Genomic DNA, 22,841 nt, shown 5'->3' on the forward strand with positions numbered 1-22,841 from the left:
GTGCGGGCGAGCGCGGCAACGTCGAGCGGCCGGGAGAGGACGATCGCACCCGGCCGCTCGACGTTGCCGCGCTCGCCCGCACTGCCGACGTTGGCCAGCACGACGGCGAAGTAGGGCAGGACCACGGCGCCGATGGCGAAGAACAGCAGCCACCAGCCGTGGGCGAAGAGCAGGCAGATGACGCAGAGCATCCTGATGCCCATGGCGATCGAGTACTTGATCGCGCGGGAGCGCCGCTCGGCGCTCGGCGACGGCGGTAGGGAGGTGAGTGTCTCGCGTGGTTTCACAGCCCTGCAAGCCTACGTCGCGGCGGGCGGGTGCAGGCCGGGAGGGCCTCATCCCGGAATCTGTTGCGCGACGCGCCTCTAGGATGTACGGGTCGCCCGGCGCCGCACGAGCGCCGGCAGGAGGGACACCATGACCACGCCGCGCACCGTCCTCGTCACCGGGGGCAACCGGGGGATCGGCTTCGCCATCGCCCAGGAGTTCGTGGCCGCCGGTCACCGGGTCGCCGTGACCGCGCGCTCGGGCTCCGGTCCGGAGGGCTCCCTCACCGTCGTCGCGGACGTGACCGACGCCGCCTCCATCGACGCCGCGTTCACGCAGGTCGAGGCCGAGCTGGGCCCGGTCGAGATCCTGGTGGCGAACGCGGGCATCACCCGCGACACCCTGCTGCTGCGCATGACGGAGGAGGACTTCACGTCCGTCGTCGACACGAACCTCACCGGGGCGTTCCGCGTCGTCAAGCGCGCATCGAAGGGGATGCTCAAGCAGCGCTTCGGCCGCGTCGTCCTCATCTCCAGCGTGGTCGGCCTCTACGGGTCGCCGGGCCAGATCAACTACTCCTCGTCGAAGGCCGCCCTCGTGGGCTTCGCCCGCTCGCTGACCCGCGAGCTCGGCGCCCGCAACATCACCGCCAATGTCGTCGCTCCCGGCTTCATCGAGACCGACATGACCGCGGAGCTCTCGCCGGAGCAGCAGGCGGAGTACCGGAAGAGCATCCCGCTCGCCCGCTACGGCACCGCTGCCGAGGTCGCGAAGGTCACGCGCTGGCTGGCCGGCGACGAGGCGGCGTACATCTCGGGTGCCGTGATCCCGGTCGACGGCGGCCTCGGGATGGGCCACTGACCGATAAGCCCTGGGCTTATATCCAACGGATATAAGCTCTAGGCTTATGCGATGACCTCCTCCGATGTCGTCGCCGTGCTCCTGGACCTGGTGACCTCCCGCTCCCTCGTCGACCGGGCGGGTGCTCAGCGCGAGATCGAGCGGGGCTTCGCCGAGGTGGAGGCCGCGGTCCCGGCGATCCAGCCCCTGCACCCGACGGTCGGCGACGAGTTCCAGGCGATCTACCCCTCCGTCCACGCCGCGCTCCGAGCGACGCTGCAGGCGCGCCTCTCGCTCCCGGCCGGCGTCGACTGCCGCGCCGGCATCGGCCTGGGCGAGGTGCGGGTGGTCGGGTCGGGGATCGCCGGGGACCTCGAGGACGGGTCCGGCTGGTGGCACGCCCGCGAGGCCATCGATCGCGCCCACGCGCTCGAGGACGGTGCCGTGCCCACGGCCCGCGGATGGTTCGTCGCCGGGGACGCCGACGGGGACTCCGGCGAGGCGGCGGTCAACGCCTACCTCCTCTCCCGCGACGCCCTGGTCGGAGCGCTCAGCGCGCGCGATCGCCGGCTCGTGCTGGGGAGCCTGCGCGGAGCGTCGCAGAAGGAGCTGGGCGAGCAGGAGTCGATCTCGCAGCCCGCCGTCTCGCAGGCGCTGCGGCGTGCGGGAGCGGGCGCCCTCCTCGTCGGCGCGCGCCTGCTGGAGGAGACGTGCTGACGGCGCTGCTGCTCGCCGTGATCGGCCTCGGCGACCTCGCGCGCACGCACCTCCGCCGCCGTGGGGCCCTCCTCGCGATCCCCGTGCTCGCCGCCGCAGCCGTGACCGCAGCGCTCCTCGTCGGAGCCCCGCCGCTCGGTGCGGCGATCGTCGTCGTCCTGGCCGGAGCCTGGCTGCTGACGACCACGACCGTCGAGAACGCGCGGCCGCCCGGGGGTCTGCGTCCGGCCGTCGCCCTCGTCGCGGCGGTCCTGGTGCTGACCGCTGTCGACCGCGCCGCCGGCGTCCCGACGGGGCCGCTCGCGCCGATCACCGTCGCGAGCACGCTCCCTCCGATCGAGCAGCTCGCTCTGGCGGTCGGAGCCGGGCTCTTCCTGCTGGAGAGCGGCAACGTGATCGTGCGGGCGGCGCTGTTCCGCGAGCTCCCGCAGGCCGAGCCCGCGCCGCGTCCACGCTGGAGCGAGCGCTTCGCGCGTCGGGAGCCGGCCGACGCCCGCCTGCCGGACCTCCAGGGCGGGCGCACGATCGGACCGCTGGAGCGGCTGCTGATCGCCGGCCTCACGCTCGCCGGAGCCATCGGCCTCGCCGGTGCCGTGCTCGCGGCCAAGGGGATCGTGCGCTTCCCCGAGATCTCCCGCGACGGCGGCAGCGGCGAGAAGGCGGAGTACTTCCTGGTGGGCTCGCTCGTCAGCTGGGCTCTGGCGCTCGGCTGCGCCGGACTCGTCGCGATCGCGGGCCGCTGACCTCCCTGAGGCCGGGGGAGGCGGGCCTCAGCCGCGGAGGCCGAGGACGGGCAGCAGCTGCGACAGGTCGAGGCCGCCGACGACGAGGTCGGCGCGCTCGCGCACCAGGGGCTTGGCGTTGAAGGCGACCGCGAGGGAGGCGACCGCCATCATCTCCAGGTCGTTCGCACCGTCGCCGACGGCGATCGTGCGCTGCGGCGGGACGCCCGAGACCGCCGACCACTCGCGGAGCGCTTCCGCTTTGGCCGCGGCGTCGATGACCGCCCCGTCGACCGCTCCGGTCAGCAGGCCGCCCCCGCAGCAGAGGCGGTTGGCCCGGACGAAGTCGAGGCCGAGCGCACCGGCGACCGGGTCGAGGACCTCGTGGAACCCTCCGGACACCACTCCGATGCGGCCGCCGGCGGCGTGGACGCCGGCCACGAGCTCGGCGGCGCCGGGCGTGACGCGGACGCCTGAGCTCACACCGGGGAGCACCGACTCCGGGACCCCGGCGAGAGTGGCGACCCGCTCGCGGAGGCTCTCGCCGAAGTCGAGCTCGCCGCGCATCGCCCGCTCCGTGACGGCGGCGACGCGCTCCTCGGAGCCGGCGTGCACCGCGAGGAGCTCGATCACCTCGTCCTGGAGGAGGGTGGAGTCCGCGTCGAGGACGACGAGGAAGCGGGCAGGCGTCGCAGGACGCTCACTCATGGGCCGGTCCGATCGGTCGGGTGGGCGCGCCGGGGCGCAGAGCTCGACCCGCGGGGGTGCTACGGGTGGACGACGACGCCCTTGCCGACGACGGTGATGCCCGACTCGGTGACGGTGAACCCGCGCTCGCGATCGCGGTCGTGGTCCACGCCGACTCGAGCACCGGGCTCGACGACGACGTCCTTGTCGAGGATAGCGCGGACGACCAGCGCGTCAGGGCCGATGCGGACCTTGTCGAAGACCACCGAGTCGGTGACCGTCGCGTTCGACTCGATGACCGTCCAGGGCCCGACGACGCTGCGCTCGATGTGCGCGCCCGAGATCACGGTGCCGAGCGAGACGACCGAGTCGACCGTCGATCCCATGTTGCCCTTGCCGTCGCGGACGATCTTGGCCGGAGGGGAGTTCAGCTGCGACGAGAAGATCGGCCACTGCTGGTTGTAGAGGTTGAAGACCGGCAGCGCCGAGATGAGGTCCTGGTGGGCCTCGAAGAAGGAGTCGATGGTGCCGACGTCCCGCCAGTAGTAGCGGTCGCGGTCGGTCGAGCCGGGGACGTCGTTGAGCTTGAGGTCGTAGACGCCGGCCTCGCCGCGCGCGACGAAGTCGGGGATGATGTCGCCGCCCATGTCGTGGTCCGACGTGGAGGACTCGCCGTCGCGGATGACCGCGTCGATCAGGGCGTCCGCGTCGAAGACGTAGTTGCCCATGGAGGCGAGGACCTCGTGCGGGGAGTCGGCCAGGCCGACGGCGTCCTTGGGCTTCTCGAGGAACTCGGAGATCATCGTCGGGACGATGCCGTCGCCCGCCTCGTCACCGGCGAGCTGGATGACGCCGAACTGGTCCGCGAGCTCGATCGGCTGGCGGATGGCCGCGACGGTCGCCTTCGCACCGGACGTGATGTGCGCGTCGATCATCTGCGAGAAGTCCATGCGGTAGACGTGGTCGGCGCCGACCACGACGACGATGTCGGGCTTCTCGTCGCGGATCAGGTTGAGGCTCTGCAGGATCGCGTCGGCCGAGCCGCTGAACCAGCGCTTGCCCAGGCGCTGCTGCGCGGGGACCGAGGCGACGTAGGAGTTCAGGAGCCCGGAGAGGCGCCAGGTCTGCGAGACGTGGCGGTCGAGCGAGTGCGACTTGTACTGCGTCAGCACGACGATCTGAGTGAGACCGGAGTTGATCAGGTTGGACAGCGCGAAGTCGATCAGCCGGTACTGCCCGCCGAACGGCACCGCGGGCTTGGCCCGGTCCGCCGTGAGGGGCATGAGGCGCTTTCCCTCGCCGCCGGCGAGGACGATGCCGAAGATCTTCTTTGACTGCATGGCACCACAGTAGGGGCTCGGGCTTCCCCGTGGACCCCGGCTGTCGCCGGGGGAGCGCCCTGTACTACGGTTCGGGGGTGCGAGTCGATCTGCTGACCAAGGAATACCCGCCCGAGGTGTACGGGGGAGCCGGTGTCCACGTGGCCGAGCTCACCAAGGCGCTGCGCAGCGACCTGGAGGTCGTGGTGCGCTGCTTCGGCGCGCCGCGCGAGGAGGAGGGCACGTTCGCGTACTCCGTCCCCGCGGAGCTCGCCGAGGCGAACGGCGCGCTGCAGACCCTCGGGGTCGACCTGCAGATCGCGCAGGACGCGGCGGGGGCCGACCTGGTCCACTCCCACACCTGGTACGCCAACGCCGCGGGGCGTCTCGCCCAGCTCCTGCACGGCATCCCGCACGTGGTCTCGGCGCACAGCCTCGAGCCGCTGCGTCCGTGGAAGGCCGAGCAGCTCGGCGGCGGCTACCGCGTCTCGAGCTGGATCGAGCGGGAGGCGTACGAGAACGCCGACGCCGTGATCGCGGTGTCCGGCGGCATGCGCGAGGACATCCTCCGCTCCTACCCGGCCCTGGACCCGGCGAAGGTCCACGTGGTCTACAACGGCATCGACCTCGACGCCTGGCACCCGGTCGAGGACGAGGCCGTCCTCGCCGAGCTGGGCATCGACCCCTCGCGCCCCTCCGTGGTCTTCGTCGGCCGCATCACCCGGCAGAAGGGCCTGCCCTACCTGCTCCGCGCTGCAGCGACCCTGCCTCCCGAGGTGCAGCTCGTGCTCTGCGCGGGCGCCCCCGACACCCCCGAGATCATGGCCGAGGTCACCTCCCTCGTCCGCAGCCTCCAGGAGGAGCGCACCGGCGTCGTCTGGATCGACCGGCATCTGCCGCGCCACCAGCTCTCCGCGGTCCTGACGAACGCGACCACGTTCGTCTGCCCCTCGATCTACGAGCCCCTCGGCATCGTCAACCTCGAGGCGATGGCCTGCGGTGCGGCGGTCGTCGGGACGGCGACCGGCGGCATCCCGGAGGTCGTCGACGACGGCGTGACCGGCCGTCTCGTCCCGATCGAGCAGGTCACCGACGGCACCGGCACCCCCGTGGACCCGGAGCGCTACGTCGCCGACCTGGCCGCCGTCCTCGCCGAGGTCGTCGCCGACCCGGAGACGGCGAAGCGGATGGGCGCCGCGGGCCGCGAGCGCGCGCAGAGCCACTTCAGCTGGACGCAGATCGCGCGGGACACCCGGGCGATCTACGACTCGCTCGTCTGAGCCTCCCGGCCGCCTCCTTTAGAATGGCTCCCATGCCCAGCGTTGTCTCGTTCGTCGATGTGTCCTTCGTCCGGAACGGCAAGCGGATCCTCGACCACGTGTCGTGGGACGTGGCCGAGGACGAGCGCTGGGTGATCCTCGGCCCCAACGGGGCGGGCAAGACCTCGATCCTGCAGATCGCCGCCGCGCAGAACTACCCCTCGACCGGTGCCGCGCACCTGCTCGAGGAGACCCTCGGCCGGGTCGACGTGTTCGAGCTGCGCCCGCGCATCGGCTACGCCTCGACCGCGATGGCGCGCCGCCTCCCGGTCGGCGAGAGCGTGCTCGACGTCGTGATGACCGCCGCCTACGCCGTCACCGGCCGCTGGAACGAGGGCTACGACGCGATCGACGAGCGCCGCGCCCGCCGCGTGCTGTCCGAGTGGAAGCTCGAGCACCTCGCCGAGCGCACCTTCGGGACGCTCTCGGACGGCGAGCAGAAGCGCGTCCAGATCGCCCGTGCGATCATGACCGACCCCGAGCTGCTCCTGCTTGACGAGCCGGCCGCGAGCCTCGACCTCGGCGCCCGCGAGGAGCTCGTCCAGCTGCTGGGCGGCTTCGCGAAGGACCCGGCGTCGCCCGCGATCGTGATGGTGACCCACCACGTCGAGGAGATCCCCGACGGCTTCACCCACGCCCTGCTCCTCCGCGACGGAGCGGTGGTGGCGGCGGGCCCGCTGGCCGAGTCCCTGGCCGAGGCGACGCTCGCCGAGACCTTCGGGCTCGACATCGCTCTCACCCGCGAGAACGGGCGCTTCTCGGCCCGCGCCCGCGGCTGACCCCGCTCCGGGATCCGGGCGCGGCGCGACTTCTGCGCGCGCTGCCGGTCTGGTATTCTCGGTAGCTGGTTCGGGCCCGTTCGCGGTGCGCCCGCCCTCATCCACCCGTTCCCGTCGACGACAGGTGCGGTTCAGGACCATCGACGACAGGACACGACCATGAAGACCGACATCCACCCCGAGTACTCCGCGATCGTCTTCCGCGACCTCGCGTCCGGTGAGACCTTCCTCACCCGCTCGACCGCGAAGAGCAGCAAGACGATCGAGCTCGACGGCGTGACCTACCCCGTCATCGACGTCGAGATCTCCTCCGCCTCGCACCCGTTCTACACGGGCAAGCAGCGCATCATGGACTCGGCCGGCCGCGTCGAGAAGTTCAACAGCCGCTACAAGAACTTCGGCAAGTAGCACTCCTCGAAGGGCCCTCGACCTCACGGTCGGGGGCCCTTCGTCGTTCCCGCGGGGCGGTCCTCAGTAGCGGTAGAAGCCCTCTCCGGTGGCCGTTCCGAGGCGGCCGCGATCGAGGTACGCCGTCTTCAGGTGGGCGGCGAAGGCCTGGGAGGCCTCGTCCGGGGCCGCGGCGGCGATGTTGTAGGCGGTCCGCAGACCGACGACGTCGAAGATCTGGAAGGGTCCGAGCGGGGCGCCGGTGCCGATCCTCCAGGTCTTGTCGATGGTCTCGTAGTCGGCGTAGCCGCCCATGAGCAGCCCCGACGCGGCGTTGAGGAGCGGCACCAGCAGCGAGTTCAGGACGTAGCCGGCCTTCTCCTTCTGCAGCCTGATGGGCTCGAGGCCGCTGGAGACGGCGAACTCCACGACGGCGTCGACCACGGCGGGGTCCGTGTCCGCCGTTCCCATGATCTCGGCCGTGTTCTGCGCCCAGACGTGGTTGGCGTAGTGCAGCGCGAGGAACCGGTCGGGCCGGCCCGTCGAGGCCTTCAGGTCGCTGGGGAGCAGCGTGGACGAGTTGGTCGCGAAGACCGTGCGCTCGGGAGCGAGCACACCCAGGCGGCCGTACAGCTCCTGCTTCAGGCCCAGGTCCTCGGGGACGGCCTCGATCACGAGGTCGGCGTCCGCGACGGCCTCCGCGAGGTCGGAGGTGAGGCGGAGCGAGTCGAGCGCCTCCTGCGGTCCGCCGGCGACGCCGCCGGGCACCGACTCGTAGACGCCCGCGAGACCGCGGAGCCGCTCGCGCGCCGACTCGAGGACGTCGTCGAAGAGGTCGTAGACGGTGACGTCGAAGCCGTGGAAGGCCGACTGGAAGGCGATCTGGGAGCCGAGCACTCCGCTGCCGAGGACGGTGACCGTGCGGATCGTGGGCATGACTTCTCCTTGCGAGAGGGGGGAGGGGGAACACGTGCTCACCCGATCCCACAGCGCCGCGGTCCGCGGAGCGAGGGCTTGCGCCGACGGGCGGGCCGTGGCCGTCGGGGAGCCGGCGCGGTAGCGTCCCGGCATGGTGTCCTTCGCCGACAAGCCGATCCTGCCGTTCACGACTCCTGAAGAGTGGGACGCCTACCTCCGCGGCGAGCCCGACCCGGACGGAGTCCGGCTGAAGCTGCGGAAGAAGGCCGCCGTCGATCCGGGGATCACCTACGCCGAGGCGCTCGACATCGCGCTCTGCCACGGCTGGATCGACGGTCAGGCGGGAGCCTTCGACGAGCAGTTCAAGCTCCAGGCCTTCACCCCGCGGCGTCGCGCTAGCCCGTGGTCCAAGGTCAATCGCGATCACGTCGCACGGCTGCTGGCGGAGGGCCGGATGCTGCCGGGCGGGCTGGCCGAGGTCGAGCGGGCACGCGCCGACGGGCGGTGGGACGCGGCCTACCGGCAGCGCGATGCGGAGGTGCCGGACGACTTCCAGCGGGCGCTCGACGCGGATCCGCAGGCCCTGGCCTTCTTCGCGACCGTCGGCGGGCAGAAGCGCTTCGCGTTCCTCTTCCGCCTCTCGCAGCTGAAGCGGGCGGCGACGCGGGAGCGGCGGATCGCGGAGTACGTGGCGCTCCTGCGCGAGGGGCGCACGCTGACCTGAGGGGTCAGTGGCGGACCGGCCAGCCCCCGTCGGCGACGAAGGACTCGTCGCGGACGCGGCGCATGTACTCCTGGAAGGACTCGGCCTGGGTGCGGCACCAGTCGACCTGGAGCGCGTGCAAGGCCTCCGCGCCGACTCCGAGCTCGTCGGCGAAGGCGCGGCCCAGCGCCTGGGCGACCCGACCCGCCGCGATCGCGTCCGCGCCCGCGTCGTGCGCCTCGGTGAGGGCGACGCCGTAGTGCTCGGCGGCGAGGGTCAGGGTGCGCTTGCCCTTGCGGTAGCGGTCCACCGCCTTGTCGATCACGAGCGGATCGACGACGGGGCTCGGGTCGAGCAGCACGGGCACGCCCCAGCGGCGCGCCTCGTGGGCGAGGAGCGAGAGGTCGTAGGGGGCGTTGTAGACGACGACCGGGATGCCGCGGGCGAGGAGCGAGCGCAGCGCCTCGGAGATCTCGGCCACGACCTCGCCGGCGGGGCGGCCGTGCGCGCGGGCGTGCTCGGTGCTGATCCCGTGGACGGCGGAGGCGCCGGCCGGGATCTCGACCCCCGGATCGGCGAGCCAGGTCGTGCCCTCGATCGGCTCGCCCGCCGCGTCGATCACGCCGACGTGCGCGGTGACGATGCGGCTCGTGCGGACGTCGATGCCGGTGGTCTCGAGGTCGAACACGGCCAGCAGGTCGAACCACCGCGCCCCTTCGGAGGGGACGAGCGCCTGCTCGGCGTCGTCGAACAGCATCGGCTCGGTCTGCGTCTCGGTCGTTCCGGTGGTGCTCACGCCGACAGCCTAAAGGGGGCCTCCGACATCGGCCGGAGGCCCCTCGGCGTGCTGCCGGGTCAGCGGGCCTCGTGCGCCTTGGCGACGTGGAGCCAGAAGAAGCCCTGCGTGCCGAGTGTCATCGTCAGCGTGCCGTCGTCCGAGAATCCGGGGAAGCGGCCGCCGCCGAACAGGTCGCTGAGCGTCGATCCGGGGTTCTCCGGGTCCGTGATCGTGACCGAGACCGGGTTGTGGTTGAAGCTGAAGACGCAGAGCACCTCCTCGGGCTGGTCGCCCATCTCGGAGCCCGAGCCGGCGTAGTCCCGCACGAAGGCGAGCACCGACTCGTGGTCCGTCTCGAGGACGCGCATCGACCCCAGGCCGAACGCCGGGTGGCCGCGGCGCACGTGCAGGACGTTCCGCATCCAGTGCAGCAGGGAGCGGGACTGCGCCAGCTGCGCCTCCACGTTGACCTGGTTGTAGTGGTAGACGAGCGACTGGACGATCGGCTGCACGAGCTTGCCGGGGTCGGCGGCCGAGAAGCCGGCGTTGCGGTCGGGCGTCCACTGCATCGGCGTGCGCGACGCATCGCGGTCGTTGAGCCAGATGTTGTCGCCCATGCCGATCTCGTCGCCGTAGTACAGGAACGGGCTGCCGGCGAGGGAGAAGAGCAGGGCGTTGATCAGCTCGAGCTCGGCGCGCGAGTTGTCCAGAAGCGGCGCGAGCCTGCGGCGGATGCCGATGTTGGAGCGCATCCGCGGGTCGTAGGCGTACCAGCCGTACATGGCCTGGCGGTACTCCTCGGACACCATCTCGAGCGTGAGCTCGTCGTGGTTGCGGAGGAACACGCCCCAGGCGGCGCCGCTGGGGATGTCGAACGTCTCGGAGAGCACCTTCTTCAGCTCGTTCGCCGTCTGCGCGCGGAGGGAGTAGAAGATGCGCGGCATGACCGGGAAGTCGAACGCCATGTGGCACTCGGGCTCCTCCTCCGTGCCGAAGAACGCGGCGACCTCTCGCGGCCACTGGTTCGCCTCGGCGATCAGGATGCGGCCGGGGTAGTCGCGGTCGACCATGGTGCGGAGGTTCTTGATGAACTCGTGGGTGGGCGGCTCGCCCTCTCCGTTGCCCTCGTCGGACTCGTAGAGGTAGGGGATCGCGTCGAGCCGGATGCCGTCGACGCCGAGGTCGAGCCAGAACTTGACCACGTCGTGGATCGCCTCGTGCACGGCGGGGTTCTCGAAGTTGAGGTCCGGCTGGTGCGAGAAGAAGCGGTGGAAGTAGAACTGGCGGCGCTCGGCGTCGAAGGCCCAGTTCGAGTCCTCGGTGTCGACGAAGATGATGCGGATGTCCGGCCACTTGTCGTCGGTGTCGTTCCAGACGTAGAAGTCGCCGTAGGGGCCCTCGGGGTCGGACCGGGACTGCTGGAACCATTCGTGCTGGTCGCTGGTGTGGTTGAGCGGGAAGTCCATCACGATGCGCATGTTGCGCTCGTGGGCCTTCCGGACGAGGTCGCGGAAGTCCTCCATCGTGCCGAACTCGGGGAGGATCGCCTTGAAGTCGGAGACGTCGTAGCCGCCGTCGCGCAGAGGCGACATGTAGAACGGCGGGAGCCAGAGGGCGTCGATCCCGAGCCACTGCAGGTAGTCGAGCTTGGAGGCGAGCCCGTTGATGTCGCCGGCGCCGTCGCCGTTGGAGTCGTAGTACGACCGGATCATCACCTCGTAGAACACCGCCCGGCGGTACCACTGGGGGTCGAGGGCGAGTCCGGGGAGTTGGATCGGCGACGTGAAGCTCACGGTGCTCCTTCTGCTGCTGCCTGAGCGGATGACCGTCTCGCGAGACGGGTGGGCGGTGCGCCGTGTTGCGAGCGCGTGATCATGCTCCCGGCTCGGATCGAGGCCACGCAAGGCGTTGCGGCCAGATCTTCGACGGGCTTTCCCTACGATAAGGAACGCGATGACCACTCCCTCCCCCTACGCCTCCGATCTCGGCCGTGTCCCCGTCCGCGAGGCCGCGGTGGACGTCGCCGGATCCCGCACCGCCTACTGGACCTACGGCGCTCCGGACGCCTCGACCGTCCTCGTGCTGGTGCACGGGTTCCGCGGCGAGCACCACGGCCTCGAGCCCGTCGTCGCCCGTCTGCTCGCCGGGGGAGCGGACGTGCGGGTCGTCGCTCCCGACCTGCCCGGCTTCGGCGCCTCGACCCCGATGACGCGCCTGCCGCACGACGTGGACGGCTACGCCTCCTGGCTCGGCTCCTTCCTCGACACGCTGGGGCTCCGCGGCGAGGCGGCCGTCCTCGGCCACTCCTTCGGCTCGATCGTCGCGGCCGCGGCCGTCGCCGACGGGCTGCCCGCTCCGCTCCTGGTGCTGGTCAACCCGATCGGCGCGCCCGCCCTGCAGGGTCCGCGCGGCGTCCTGACCAGGCTCGCCGTCCTCTACTACCGGCTCGGCGCGCTCCTGCCGGGGCCCCTCGGACGCCGCCTGCTCAGCGACCCGCTGATCGTGCGGGTGATGAGCCTGGCGATGGTGAAGACGAAGGAGCCGGCGCTGCGACGCTTCGTGCACGACCAGCACGACCGCTACTTCAGCGCCTTCGCCTCCCGCGACACGGTCCTCGAGGCGTTCCGCGCCTCCGTCTCGCACGACGTCGGCGAGTACGCCTCCCGGATCGGCGTGCCGACGCAGCTGATCGCCGCGGCGCAGGACGACATCACTCCGCTCCCGGCGCAGTACCGCCTGCTCGAGAGGCTGCCGCATGCCCGCCTGCACGTCATCGACGGGGTCGGCCACCTGATCCACTACGAGACGCCGGACGAGGCCGCCGCCGTGCTGCGGACGGCCCTCGAGGAGGGGATCGACCGATGAGGATCGTCGTCGACTGCCGGTACACCCGGCTCGAGCGGCACGACGGGATCAGCCGCTACACCGCGGAGCTCGTTCGCGAGCTCGCGAAGCTGCACGACGTGACCATGCTGATCAGCGACCGCCGCCAGCTCGCGATGCTCCCGTCGCTCCCGTGGGAGCGCGTGACCGGGCCGACCAGCCCGTTCGAGCCGTTCGTCGCGCTGCTGGTGAACCGGCTGCGGCCCGACGTGGTCTTCTCGCCGATGCAGACCATGGGCTCGCTCGGCCGCCGCTACCGGCTCGTCCTGACCGTGCACGACCTCATCTACTACCGCCACCGCACCCCGCCGCGCGACCTGGCCGCTCCCGTGCGCGCGCTCTGGCGGCTCTACCACCTCGCCTGGTGGCCGCAGCGGAGGCTCCTCCAGCGCGCCGACGCGGTCGTCACCGTCTCGGAGACGACCCGCGACCTGATCCGCTCCCACCGCCTCACCACCCGGCCGGTGGTCGTCGTCCCGAACGCGGCGACCGAGCCCGACGAGGCGAGCGCCGCTCTGGCGGGATCGCTGCCCGACCGGTCGGCCGCGCGCTCGCTCGTCTACATGGGCTCGTTCATGCCCTACAAGAACGTCGAGACGCTCGCGCGCGCGATGCGGCTGCTGCCCGACTACGAGCTGCACCTGATGAGCCGGGCGAGCGACGAGACCGTCGAGACGCTCCGGGCCCTGGCGCCGACCGCGAAGCTGGTGTTCCACCAGGGGGCGCCGGACGCGGAGTACCGTGCGGTGCTCGCGCGGGCGACCGCTCTCGTGACGGCGAGCAGGGACGAGGGCTTCGGGATCCCGCTGGTCGAGGCGATGGCGCTCGGGACGCCGGTCGTGGTGAGCGACATCCCGATCTTCCGCGAGATCGCCCAGGACGCCGCCGTGTACGTCGACCCGTCGAGCGCGAAGGGCATCGCGGACGGCGTGCGGTCGCTCGAGGACGGCGCCGTGTGGCGGACGCACTCGGCCCGGGCGAGGGAGCGGGCCGCGGCCTTCTCCTGGCGCGACTCCGCCCGGGTGCTCTTCGGGCTCCTGCAGGACCTCGGCCGGCGCTGACGCGGTCCGGCGATCGGACCGCCTCCGGGAGGCGGGCCGTCAGGCTCCCGGGGCCGGGCTGAGCACGTCGTCGAGGTCGACGTCCGCCACGACCACGTCGCCGGAGTCGTCGACGCCGACGATGCGCAGTGCCCCGTCGACGATCGCGAAGTCGTGCCGGGAGCCGTTGCCCACCGAGACGCCGTGCACGGGGAGGTCCTCGCTGCTGAGCGCGCGGATCAGGCTGCCGATGACCGCACCGTGCGTGGCGACGACGACGGACGCGTCGGGGAAGCGCTCGGCCACCTCGAGCAGCGCGGCGGTCGCCCGCTCGACGACCTCGGCGCGGGTCTCGCAGCCGGGGATCGGCGCGCGCTCGATGCCTCCGGGGAAGCGCTCGGCGAGCTCGGGACCGGTCATCCCCTCCGCCTCGCCGTAGGCGCGCTCGGCCAGGCCCGGCACCGCCAGCGGCTCGTCGAGGCCGAGACCGCGCGCGATGATCGCTCCGGTGTCGAAGGCGCGCTGCAGCGGACTGGCGACCACGGCGTCGAAGCGCCGGTCGGCGAGCAGCCGCGCCGCCGCCCGCGCCTGGGCGCGCCCGGTCGCGTTGAGCGGGATGTCGCTCCTGCCCTGGATGCGCCGGGCGGCGTTCCAGTCGGTCTGGCCGTGGCGGACGAGGGTGAGCTGGGTCACAGGGGCCTCTCGGGAGGTCGGGTGCGGAGCGGGCGGGAGCTCAGAGGGCGGCGGTGCGGCGCGCGGGCAGGCGCTCGGCGAGCTCGCGGAGCACCTCGCTGGTGCCTCCGTCGATCTTGATGCTTGCCCGCGAGTCGCCCTTGGTGGTGCCGCGGTTGACGATCACGATCGGCATCCGGGCGCGCCGGGCGATCTCGAGGAAGCGGATGCCGGAGTTGACCACGAGCGACGAGCCGGCGACGAGCAGGGCGTCGGCGCCCGCGACGATGGCGCGCGCCTCCTCGAACCGCTCGGTCGGGATGAACTCGCCGAAGAAGACGATGTCCGGCTTCAGGATCCCGCCGCAGACCGTGCACTCGGGGACGGTCATCGCCGAGACGTCGTGGACCTCGGCGTCGCCGTCGGGGTTGAGGGAGGAGACGTCGGGGTCGTCGAGCCAGGGGTTGAGCGCCTCGATCCGCTCGGCCACCGCGTCGCGGGCGAAGTACTGGCCGCAGGTCATGCAGCGCACACGGTCCGCCGAGCCGTGCAGATCCACCACGCGGCGCGAGCCGGCTCGGACGTGCAGGCCGTCGACGTTCTGCGTGACGACGCCCGTGAGCAGGCCGCGCTCCTCGAGCCGGGCCAGGGCCCGGTGGCCGTCGTTGGGGAGCGTGCTGGTGAAGCGGCGCCAGCCGAGCTGGCTGCCGGCCCAGTACCGGCGGCGGTAGTCGGGATCGGCGACGAACTGGGAGTAGGTCATCGGGCTGCGCACCGGTGCCCCGGCTCCGCGGTAGTCGGGGATGCCCGAGTCGGTGCTCATGCCCGCGCCGGTGACGGCGGCGATGCGGCGCCCGCTGAGGAGTTCGACGGCCTGCTCGACCGCGAGCGCCTCGGGGCCCTCGGCGACCGGTGTCGGACTCGACTCCATCCGCGCCTCCTTCGAGGGCCGTTCGAGCGGCCCCTGGACGAGTTTAGTCCGCGCCGTGCCCTAGATTGCCGGGATGCCGATCGTGCACATCACCGACCTCGACCACCCGCTCCTCGCCGACTACCACCGCCTCACCGACGTGGCGCTGCGGCGGGTGCTGGAGCCGGAGGGCGGTCTGTACATCGCCGAGTCCGCCAAGGTGATCGAGCGGGCGCTCGACGCCGGGCACCGTCCCCGCTCGGTCCTGGTGCAGGAGAAGCGGCTGCCGGACGCGGCCGGGGTGCTCGAGCGTCACCCCGAGGTGCCGGTCTTCGTGGCGCCGGATCCGCTGATCGAGGAGCTGACCGGATTCCACCTCCACCGCGGAGCGCTCGCCTCGATGCACCGTCCGCAGCTGCGGCCGATGGCCGAGCTGCTGGAGGGCGCGCGCCTCGTCGTGATCCTGGAGGACCTGGTCGACCATACGAACGTCGGCGCCGTCTTCCGCGCCGCGGCCGGCATGGGCGCGGACGCGGTGCTCGTGACGCCGCGGTGCGCGGACCCCCTGTACCGGCGCAGCGTCCGGGTGAGCATGGGAACGGTCCTGCAGGTGCCGTGGACGCGCACCCCCGAGTGGGCACCGGCTCGCCGCGCTCTGGAGGAGGCCGGGTTCTCGGTCGCCGCGCTGGCGCTCGCTCCGGACGCGGTGCCGCTCGACGAGTACGCGGCGGCTCGCCCCGAGCGCGTCGCGATCGTCCTGGGCGCCGAGGGGGACGGGCTCAGCCGCGCGGCGCTGGACGCCTCGGACACCGTCGTCACCATCCCGATGCTGCACGGCGTCGACTCGCTCAACGTGGCCTCGGCGAGCGCCGTCGCACTGTGGGCGCTGACCCGCGGGCGCTGACCGCCCGGCTCCGGCGCTCGGCGGCCCCGCGGTGACCTGCTGCTGACGCTCCCGACGCTGGATCGGGGTCGATGCCGCGCGTCACCCGCCGCGTCCGACGACGGGGCGGCGTCCGGGACGGGTGAGAGGCCCGCCCGTACGATGACGGGGTGACCTCCCCGACCCGATCCGACGACGCCCTCGACCTGTTCGGGGAGCCCGCCGCGCCGGAGCCGCGACCGCGTCGACGGCGCGGGGCGGTCGTCGCCGGTCTCGTCGCCGCGACCGTGCTGGTCGGCGGAGGCGGTGCCTACGCGACCAACGCGGCGACCGCGGAGCTGCCGACGGCGAGCGCCGTCGCGGTGGACCCCGTCTCGAGCACCGTCGACGCGCCCGCTCTGGCCTGGCCTGCCTACGGCTCCGGCGCCGTGGCGGCCGTGGGCATCGACGGGACGGAGGAGGACGGGCTGCTCGCCCGCTACGGCTCCACCGGAACCGTGCCGACGGGGAGCATCGCCAAGGTCGTCACCGCTCTCGTCGTCCTCGCGGCGAAGCCGATCGCGGCGGGGACGGACGGGGAGACCATCACCTTCACGAGCGCGGACGTGCAGTACTACAACGACACCCTGGCCGAGAACGGCTCGAACGCTCCGGTCACCGCGGGTCTGCAGCTGACCGAGCGGGAGGCGCTGACCGCCATGATGCTCCCGTCCGCGAACAACTACGCGAAGTCGCTCGCGATCTGGGCGTACGGCTCGGAGGACGCCTTCCTCGCCGCGGCGCGCGGCTGGCTCGACGGGCAGGGGCTCGAGCGGACCTCCCTCGCCGACACCAGCGGGCTTTCGCCGGCGACGGTCAGCACGACGGCCGAGATGGTGCGCCTGGGCGAGCTGCTGATCGCGGACCCGGTGCTCGCTCCGATCGTCGCGATGCCGACCGCGGTCATCCCGGGGGTCGGCGAGGTCGACAACACCAACTCGCTCCTCGGCCGCTCGGGAGTGGACGGGATCAAGACGGGGACGACCGACGAGGCGGGCTCGTGCCTGCTGTTCTCGCTCGACTCGACCGTCGAGGGCCGGCCGGTCACCCTGGTCGGCGTGGTGGTGGGCGCGCGCACGCACCCGCAGCTCGCCGCGGACGTGCTGACCCTCGTCCCGACCGTCGAGGCGGGCTTCCGGACCGTCCCGCTGACCGTCGAGGGGCAGGAGTACGGCACCCTCACGAGCGCCTGGGGGGAGACGGCGACGGCCGAGACCGCGGAGGCGCGGTCCGTGCTGGTGTGGGGCGCGGTCTCGACGACGACCACGGTCGCCCTCGATCCGCTCGAGACCGTCGCCGACGGCGAGCGCGTGGGGACCGCGACCGTCGACGTCAACGGCACCCCGTACGAGCTTCCCCTCGTCGCCGACGGGTCGATCGAGGACCCGGGCTTCGCCTGGCGCCTCGGCCACCCGGCCGAGCTGTTCGGCTGAGCGCGGGGCGAGCCGCCGCCTCCCGGGAGCGGATCAGGCCAGGGGGTCCGCGGCCCGGTCGCCGACGATCCGCACGCCGGCGGTCGCGATGTCCTCGGCGACCTCCTCCGGCGTCGCGTTGCCCGGCACGACCGAGCCCGGCTCCGAGGCCCCGGGATCGGTGCTCCAGCGCTCGGCGGAGGGCCGCTTGGCGGTGATGAAGTCGCCGGAGGACTGGTGGCGGACTCGGCGCAGCACCCACGGCACGAGGTACTCCCGCGCCCACTGGATGTCCTCCGTGCGGGCGGCACGCCACGTGCGGGCGTGCAGCGGCTCCGGGGCGAGGGGGCGCAGGTCGTTCTCGACGTTCAGCGACTCGAGGACCATGCGCGCGACCTCGTGGTGGCCGTGCGGGTTGAGGTGCAGGCGGTCCGGCGCCCACATCCGCACGTCCTGGATCTCCTGGAGGGACCACTGGTCGGCGACGATGCAGTCGTACCGCTTGGCCAGCGCCCGCAGGTTCTCGTTGTAGATCGCGACCTTCCCGCGGATCCGCCCGAACACGGGAGAGAAGCCCACATCCACTCCGGTGAAGAGGACGACGGTCGCCCCGTCGGAGCGGAGCCGGGCGAGGCCCGACTCGAAGCGGGACGCGATGTCGTCGGGGTCGGTCCCCGGGCGGATGACGTCGTTCCCGCCCGCGGAGATGGTGATGAGGTCGGGGCGCAGCTCCAGGGCGGGCTCGACCTGCTCGTCGACGATCTGCTGCAGGAGGCGGCCGCGCACCGCCAGGTTGGCGTAGGCGAAGTCCTCGTTCTGGCTGCCCAGGACCTCCGCCACGCGGTCCGCCCAGCCGCGGTGCCCGCCGGGGCTGCCGGGCTCGGGATCGCCGATCCCCTCGGTGAAGGAGTCGCCCAGGGCGACGTAGCGGGACCACGGATGACGCTGCTCGACCATCCCTCCATCATGCTCCGCACCCGGCCGCCGGTGGCACGGCGCGACACGCCGCGCGCCTCCCGGCGGGCCGCGGAGACCGAGCCGCTGTCGGAGGCGTCGGCTAGATTCGGTCCACGTGAACAGTCCCTCGAGCTTCGGTCATCAGGTCGGCACCTCCGCCGCTGAGCACCTGTCCCCGTCGTTCCCGGGCAGGGCGCCGTGGGGTACCGCGAACAAGCTCCGCGCCTGGCAGGCGGAGGCGCTCGAGGCCTACTTCCAGCACGAGCCGCGCGACTTCCTGGCCGCCGCGACCCCGGGCGCGGGCAAGACCACCTTCGCGCTGCGGCTGGCCGCCGAGCTGCTGCACAACCGCACGGTCGACCGGATCACCGTGGTCGCGCCGACGGAGCACCTCAAGCGCCAGTGGGCCGAGGCCGCGCACCGCGTCGGCATCCGCCTGGACCCGACCTTCACCAACCGCATGGGCCGCCACGCCCGCCACTACCACGGCGTCGCCGTCACCTACGCGCAGGTCGCCGTCCGCGCCGAGCTCCACCGCGAGCTCACCCTGTCCGGGCGCACCCTCGTCATCCTCGACGAGGTGCACCACGCCGGCGACGCCCTCAGCTGGGGCGACGCGGTGCGCGAGGCCTTCGAGCCCGCGGTCCGCCGGCTCTCGCTGACCGGGACGCCGTTCCGCTCGGACACGGCGGCGATCCCGTTCGTCAGCTACCTGCCGGACGAGGAGGGCATCCGCACCTCGCTCACCGACTACGCCTACGGCTACGGCCGCGCGCTCGCGGACGGCGTCGTCCGGCCGGTGCTGTTCATGGTCTACGCCGGGCAGATGCGCTGGAAGTCGAAGGCCGGCGACGAGATGGAGGCGCGGCTCGGCGAGGGCAACACCAAGGACATCACCTCGCAGGCCTGGCGGACCGCGCTGGACCCGAAGGGCGACTGGATCCCCTCGGTCCTCCGCGCCGCCAACACCCGCCTCACCGAGGTGCGGCGCGCCGTGCCCGACGCCGGCGGCCTGGTCATCGCGACCGACCACTACACCGCGCGCGCCTACGCCGCGATGCTCCGCGAGATCAGCGGCGAGACCGTCACCGTCGTGCTCTCCGACGAGAAGGAGGCGAGCGACCGGATCGAGGAGTTCGCGAAGGACACCAGTCGCTGGATGGTCGCGGTCCGCATGGTCTCCGAGGGCGTCGACGTGCCGAGGCTCGCCGTCGGCGTCTACGCGACATCGGCGTCGACTCCGCTGTTCTTCGCCCAGGCGATCGGCCGCTTCGTGCGCGCGCGGCGCCGCGGCGAGACCGCCTCGGTGTTCCTCCCGAACGTGCCCGGCCTGCTCGCGCTGGCGGGCTCGATGGAGCTGCAGCGCGATCACGCCCTCGACCGCAGGACCTCCGACGACGAGGAGTACCCCGAGGCCGACCTGATGGCCGACGCCGAGCGCAGCGACAAGGCGTCCTCCGATCTCCTGGAGGAGGGCCGCTTCGAGTCGATCGGCTCGGCCGCCACCTTCGACCGCGTCGTCTACGAGGGCGCCGAGTTCGGGATGGAGGTCGAGGTCGAGAGCGAGGAGGAGCTCGACTTCATCGGCCTGCCGGGGCTCCTCGAGCCCGACCAGGTGCGGGAGCTGCTCCAGCACCGGCAGCAGCGGCAGGCCAAGCGCGCCGGCAGCCGCGCGGGGGCGGCGGCCCCGGCCGAGCCGGCGAGCGAGATCCCGGCGCCGCTCTACCGCACGCTCAAGGAGCAGCGCAGCCTGCTCAACTCCCTGGTCGGTCTGTGGGCGCGGGGGACGGGCGAGTCGCACGGCCAGGTGCACACCGAGCTGCGCCGGCTCTGCGGCGGACCCGCGGTGGCGCAGGCGAGCGTGACCCAGCTGCAGGCGCGGATCGATCTCCTGCGGCGCAGGCTCGGCTCGCACTGATCGCGGTGCGGCGCCCCGGTCCATGGCGACGTGGCCCTGACGACGGGGCCGATCGCTGCTCCCGCCCAGCCCGGCCGGCCCCTCCGCGTGGGCCGGACAGCCCCTCCGGCGCGTTCTAGCCGATGCACCCGGCGCGGCGCCAGCCCTCCCCGGCGGACCGGGCGCGACCGTACTGTTCGAGCGTGACCCACCGGGACGACCTGCCCGCTCGCGCGCCCGCAGGACGAACCGGACGGCGGTTCCGGCCGCCGGTCGTGACCACCGGAGGAGGACCGCGCGATGAGCGCTGACCGTCAGGGGAATGCTCGAGACACGCTCGCTAAGCTGAGCAGTCGGTCCGTCGCGGAAGTGACGGACCATCACCCCCGACGTCGGGCATCCGCAGACCGCACATCGGCGTCTCCCGGACTGCCCGAGAACAATCCCCTGAGGAGTCTCGTGGAGACCTGGCCCGGAACCGCCTACCCGTTGGGCGCGACGTTCGACGGAAGCGGCACGAACTTCGCCCTGTTCAGCGAGATCGCCGAGCGCGTCGAGCTGTGCCTCTTCGAGGAGGACGGCACCGAGACGCGCGTCGAGATCCAGGAGTCGGACGCCTACGTCTGGCACTGCTACCTCCCGCAGGTCCAGCCGGGCCAGCGCTACGGCTTCCGCATCCACGGACCGTACGACCCCGATGCCGGCCACCGCTGCAACCCGAACAAGCTGCTGCTGGACCCCTACGCGAAGGCGATCTCGGGGGAGATCGACTGGGACCAGTCCCTCTTCTCGTACACCTTCGGCGACCCGGGCTCGACGAACGACGAGGACTCGGCGCCGCACATGATGATGGGCGTCGTCATCAACCCCTTCTTCGACTGGGCCGGTGACCGCCGCCCGCGCACCTCCTACGACAGCACCGTGATCTACGAGGCGCACGTGAAGGGGCTCACCAAGACGCACCCCGACGTGCCGGAGGAGCTCCGCGGCACCTACGCCGGAGTCGCCCACCCCGCGGTGATCGACCACCTCAAGCACCTGGGCGTCTCGGCGATCGAGCTCATGCCCGTGCACCAGTTCGTGAACGACTCGACGCTGATGGACAAGGGCCTCTCGAACTACTGGGGCTACAACACGATCGGCTTCTTCGCTCCGCAGAACACCTACTCCTCCACGGGCGACCAGGGCCAGCAGGTCCAGGAGTTCAAGAGCATGGTGAAGGCGCTCCACGCTGCCGGCATCGAGGTCATCCTCGACGTGGTCTACAACCACACGGCGGAGGGCAACCACCTCGGCCCCACCCTGTCGTTCCGCGGCATCGACAACGAGGCCTACTACCGCCTCGTCGACGACGACAAGCGCTACTACATGGACTACACCGGCACCGGGAACACCCTGAACGTGCGCCACCCGCACTCGCTCCAGCTCATCATGGACTCGCTGCGCTACTGGGTGACGGAGATGCGCGTCGACGGCTTCCGCTTCGATCTCGCCTCGGCGCTGGCACGCGAGTTCTACGACGTCGACCGGCTCTCCACCTTCTTCGAGCTCGTCCAGCAGGACCCGGTGGTCTCGCAGGTGAAGCTGATCGCCGAGCCGTGGGACGTCGGGCCCGGCGGCTACCAGGTGGGCAACTTCCCGCCCCAGTGGACCGAGTGGAACGGCAAGTACCGCGACACGGTCCGCGACTTCTGGCGCGGCGAGCCGTCGACGCTGGGGGAGTTCGCCTCGCGCCTCACCGGCTCGGCCGACCTCTACGCGCACTCGGGCCGCTACCCGGTCGCCTCGATCAACTTCGTCACGGCGCACGACGGCTTCACCCTCCGGGACCTGGTCTCGTACAACGAGAAGCACAACGACGCCAACGGCGAGGACGGCAACGACGGCGAGTCGCACAACCGCTCCTGGAACCACGGCGTGGAGGGGCCCACGGACGACCCGCGGGTGCTCGCGCTCCGGGCGCGCCAGCAGCGGAACTTCCTCGCGACGATGCTGATCTCCCAGGGCGTTCCGATGATCCTCCACGGCGACGAGCTGGGCCGGACCCAGAACGGCAACAACAACACCTACGCCCAGGACAGCGAGCTGACCTGGATCGACTGGGCGCACGCCGACCGGCCGCTGCTCGAGTTCACCGCGGCGCTCATCCGCCTGCGCGCCGAGCACCCGACCTTCCGCCGCATGCGCTTCTTCGACGGCCGCCCCGTCCTGCGCGGCGACGGCGAGCCCCTGCCCGACATCGTCTGGTTCACCGCCGCCGGCACCGAGATGTCCCCGTCCGACTGGGACTCCGGTCTCGGCCGATCGGTGGGCATCTACCTCAACGGCAACGGGATCCGCGAGCGCGACCAGCGCGGGCGCCCCGTCACCGACGACAGCTTCCTCCTGTACTTCAACGCCGACGACGTCGACGTCGAGTTCGCGATCCCGAGCGACGAGTACGCGCTCGAGTGGAGCGTCCTCGTCGACACCGCCGGCGCCGAGGCGGACTCGATCCCGCGTCCGGCGGGGGCGATGCTCACCGTCCAGGCGAAGTCGCTCGTCATCCTCCAGGAGCACAGCACCCCCGAGCCCGAGGTCGACCACTCGGTCGCCGCCTCGCTCGCGTCCCTGGCGGCCACCTCGGCCATCCCGATCGTCTCCTCGACGGGACCCACCAGCCCCCACGCCGAGTCGACCGACTCCGCGACCGCACCCTCGACAGGAGCCTGA

General features: G+C 72.1%; 22 protein-coding genes. 13 read left to right on the plus strand and 9 right to left on the minus strand.

What is annotated here, in order from left to right; translation table 11 throughout:
* Positions 1-287, minus strand: a 287-nt coding sequence (locus C5C30_RS10255) for a DUF3099 domain-containing protein (protein ID WP_104333694.1), incomplete at its 3' end; no start/stop codon positions are given.
* 130 nt (positions 288-417) lie between these two features.
* Between C5C30_RS10255 and C5C30_RS10260 the strand changes: the two genes are divergently transcribed.
* Genes C5C30_RS10260 through C5C30_RS10270 form a run of 3 tightly spaced genes read left to right on the plus strand, consistent with a single transcriptional unit; the run spans position 418 to position 2,567 of the window.
* Positions 418-1,128 (plus strand): beta-ketoacyl-ACP reductase, encoded by a 711-nt coding sequence (locus C5C30_RS10260; RefSeq protein WP_104225284.1) that lies wholly within the window; start codon positions 418-420, stop codon positions 1,126-1,128.
* 51 nt (positions 1,129-1,179) lie between these two features.
* Positions 1,180-1,824 carry a SatD family protein gene (locus C5C30_RS10265; RefSeq protein ID WP_104268641.1) on the plus strand — a complete coding sequence of 215 codons (645 nt, stop codon included), beginning with the start codon at positions 1,180-1,182 and terminating at the stop codon, positions 1,822-1,824.
* Positions 1,818-2,567, plus strand: coding sequence for a hypothetical protein (locus C5C30_RS10270; protein ID WP_104333665.1), 750 nt, complete (start codon positions 1,818-1,820; stop codon positions 2,565-2,567). The genes C5C30_RS10265 and C5C30_RS10270 overlap by 7 nt, the downstream gene beginning before the upstream one ends.
* 27 nt (positions 2,568-2,594) lie before the next feature.
* Here the strand turns inward: C5C30_RS10270 and serB are convergent, their stop codons facing one another.
* Entirely contained in the window at positions 2,595-3,254 is a 660-nt protein-coding gene (gene serB / locus C5C30_RS10275; protein ID WP_104333666.1) for a phosphoserine phosphatase SerB, read from the minus strand.
* A gap of 59 nt (positions 3,255-3,313) precedes the next feature.
* Positions 3,314-4,573, minus strand: a complete 1,260-nt coding sequence (locus tag C5C30_RS10280; protein ID WP_104221960.1) for a glucose-1-phosphate adenylyltransferase — start codon at positions 4,571-4,573, stop codon at positions 3,314-3,316.
* 77 nt (positions 4,574-4,650) lie between these two features.
* Here C5C30_RS10280 and glgA point away from each other — a divergent pair, with 77 nt between their 5' ends.
* The 3 genes from glgA to C5C30_RS10295 all read left to right on the plus strand — a co-directional run bounded on the left by glgA (position 4,651) and on the right by C5C30_RS10295 (position 7,058).
* Positions 4,651-5,832: a glycogen synthase gene (gene glgA / locus C5C30_RS10285; protein WP_104221962.1), complete on the plus strand. Its 1,182-nt coding sequence runs from the start codon at positions 4,651-4,653 to the stop codon at positions 5,830-5,832.
* A 32-nt stretch (positions 5,833-5,864) separates the two neighbouring features.
* Positions 5,865-6,650, plus strand: a complete 786-nt coding sequence (locus C5C30_RS10290; RefSeq protein ID WP_104333667.1) for an ABC transporter ATP-binding protein — start codon at positions 5,865-5,867, stop codon at positions 6,648-6,650.
* A gap of 159 nt (positions 6,651-6,809) precedes the next feature.
* On the plus strand, positions 6,810-7,058 hold the full coding sequence (locus tag C5C30_RS10295; RefSeq protein ID WP_068253003.1) for a type B 50S ribosomal protein L31: 249 nt from the start codon (positions 6,810-6,812) through the stop codon (positions 7,056-7,058).
* A 63-nt stretch (positions 7,059-7,121) separates the two neighbouring features.
* On the opposite strand, the gene C5C30_RS10300 is transcribed toward C5C30_RS10295, so the two are convergent.
* Complete coding sequence (locus tag C5C30_RS10300; RefSeq protein WP_104333668.1) at positions 7,122-7,973, minus strand: 3-hydroxyacyl-CoA dehydrogenase; 852 nt, start codon at positions 7,971-7,973, stop codon at positions 7,122-7,124.
* A gap of 133 nt (positions 7,974-8,106) precedes the next feature.
* Here C5C30_RS10300 and C5C30_RS10305 point away from each other — a divergent pair, with 133 nt between their 5' ends.
* A complete protein-coding gene (locus tag C5C30_RS10305) occupies positions 8,107-8,679 on the plus strand; it encodes a YdeI family protein (protein WP_104232624.1) in 573 nt (190 codons plus the stop codon).
* Between the two features lie 4 nt (positions 8,680-8,683).
* On the opposite strand, the gene C5C30_RS10310 is transcribed toward C5C30_RS10305, so the two are convergent.
* Together C5C30_RS10310 and treS are read right to left on the minus strand one after the other, a co-directional pair.
* Positions 8,684-9,415: a 3'-5' exonuclease gene (locus tag C5C30_RS10310; RefSeq protein ID WP_104333695.1), complete on the minus strand. Its 732-nt coding sequence runs from the start codon at positions 9,413-9,415 to the stop codon at positions 8,684-8,686.
* A gap of 98 nt (positions 9,416-9,513) precedes the next feature.
* Positions 9,514-11,229, minus strand: a complete 1,716-nt coding sequence (treS, locus tag C5C30_RS10315) for a maltose alpha-D-glucosyltransferase (protein ID WP_104221970.1) — start codon at positions 11,227-11,229, stop codon at positions 9,514-9,516.
* A 160-nt stretch (positions 11,230-11,389) separates the two neighbouring features.
* Here treS and C5C30_RS10320 point away from each other — a divergent pair, with 160 nt between their 5' ends.
* Both C5C30_RS10320 and C5C30_RS10325 read left to right on the plus strand, forming a co-directional pair.
* Positions 11,390-12,301, plus strand: coding sequence for an alpha/beta fold hydrolase (locus C5C30_RS10320; RefSeq protein WP_104267330.1), 912 nt, complete (start codon positions 11,390-11,392; stop codon positions 12,299-12,301).
* On the plus strand, positions 12,298-13,380 hold the full coding sequence (locus C5C30_RS10325; protein ID WP_104225279.1) for a glycosyltransferase family 1 protein: 1,083 nt from the start codon (positions 12,298-12,300) through the stop codon (positions 13,378-13,380). Before C5C30_RS10320 ends, C5C30_RS10325 begins: the two co-directional genes overlap by 4 nt.
* A 39-nt stretch (positions 13,381-13,419) precedes the next feature.
* On the opposite strand, the gene C5C30_RS10330 is transcribed toward C5C30_RS10325, so the two are convergent.
* On the minus strand, positions 13,420-14,052 hold the full coding sequence (locus C5C30_RS10330; protein ID WP_104232621.1) for a histidine phosphatase family protein: 633 nt from the start codon (positions 14,050-14,052) through the stop codon (positions 13,420-13,422).
* A gap of 40 nt (positions 14,053-14,092) precedes the next feature.
* Complete coding sequence (locus C5C30_RS10335) at positions 14,093-14,962, minus strand: Sir2 family NAD-dependent protein deacetylase (RefSeq protein ID WP_104250355.1); 870 nt, start codon at positions 14,960-14,962, stop codon at positions 14,093-14,095.
* 73 nt (positions 14,963-15,035) lie between these two features.
* Between C5C30_RS10335 and C5C30_RS10340 the strand changes: the two genes are divergently transcribed.
* Together C5C30_RS10340 and C5C30_RS10345 are read left to right on the plus strand one after the other, a co-directional pair.
* On the plus strand, positions 15,036-15,845 hold the full coding sequence (locus tag C5C30_RS10340; RefSeq protein WP_104333669.1) for an RNA methyltransferase: 810 nt from the start codon (positions 15,036-15,038) through the stop codon (positions 15,843-15,845).
* Positions 15,846-15,994: 149 nt separating this feature from the next.
* Positions 15,995-17,296 (plus strand): D-alanyl-D-alanine carboxypeptidase family protein, encoded by a 1,302-nt coding sequence (locus tag C5C30_RS10345; protein ID WP_104260688.1) that lies wholly within the window; start codon positions 15,995-15,997, stop codon positions 17,294-17,296.
* 33 nt (positions 17,297-17,329) lie between these two features.
* On the opposite strand, the gene C5C30_RS10350 is transcribed toward C5C30_RS10345, so the two are convergent.
* Positions 17,330-18,232 (minus strand): SGNH/GDSL hydrolase family protein, encoded by a 903-nt coding sequence (locus tag C5C30_RS10350; RefSeq protein WP_104267332.1) that lies wholly within the window; start codon positions 18,230-18,232, stop codon positions 17,330-17,332.
* A gap of 115 nt (positions 18,233-18,347) precedes the next feature.
* Here C5C30_RS10350 and C5C30_RS10355 point away from each other — a divergent pair, with 115 nt between their 5' ends.
* Both C5C30_RS10355 and glgX read left to right on the plus strand, forming a co-directional pair.
* Positions 18,348-20,150: a DEAD/DEAH box helicase gene (locus C5C30_RS10355; protein ID WP_104237466.1), complete on the plus strand. Its 1,803-nt coding sequence runs from the start codon at positions 18,348-18,350 to the stop codon at positions 20,148-20,150.
* 438 nt (positions 20,151-20,588) lie between these two features.
* Positions 20,589-22,841 (plus strand): glycogen debranching protein GlgX, encoded by a 2,253-nt coding sequence (gene glgX / locus C5C30_RS10360; RefSeq protein WP_104225274.1) that lies wholly within the window; start codon positions 20,589-20,591, stop codon positions 22,839-22,841.

Origin of the sequence: Rathayibacter sp. AY2B5, from assembly GCF_002931645.1 — a bacterium.
Lineage (GTDB): Bacteria > Actinomycetota > Actinomycetes > Actinomycetales > Microbacteriaceae > Rathayibacter.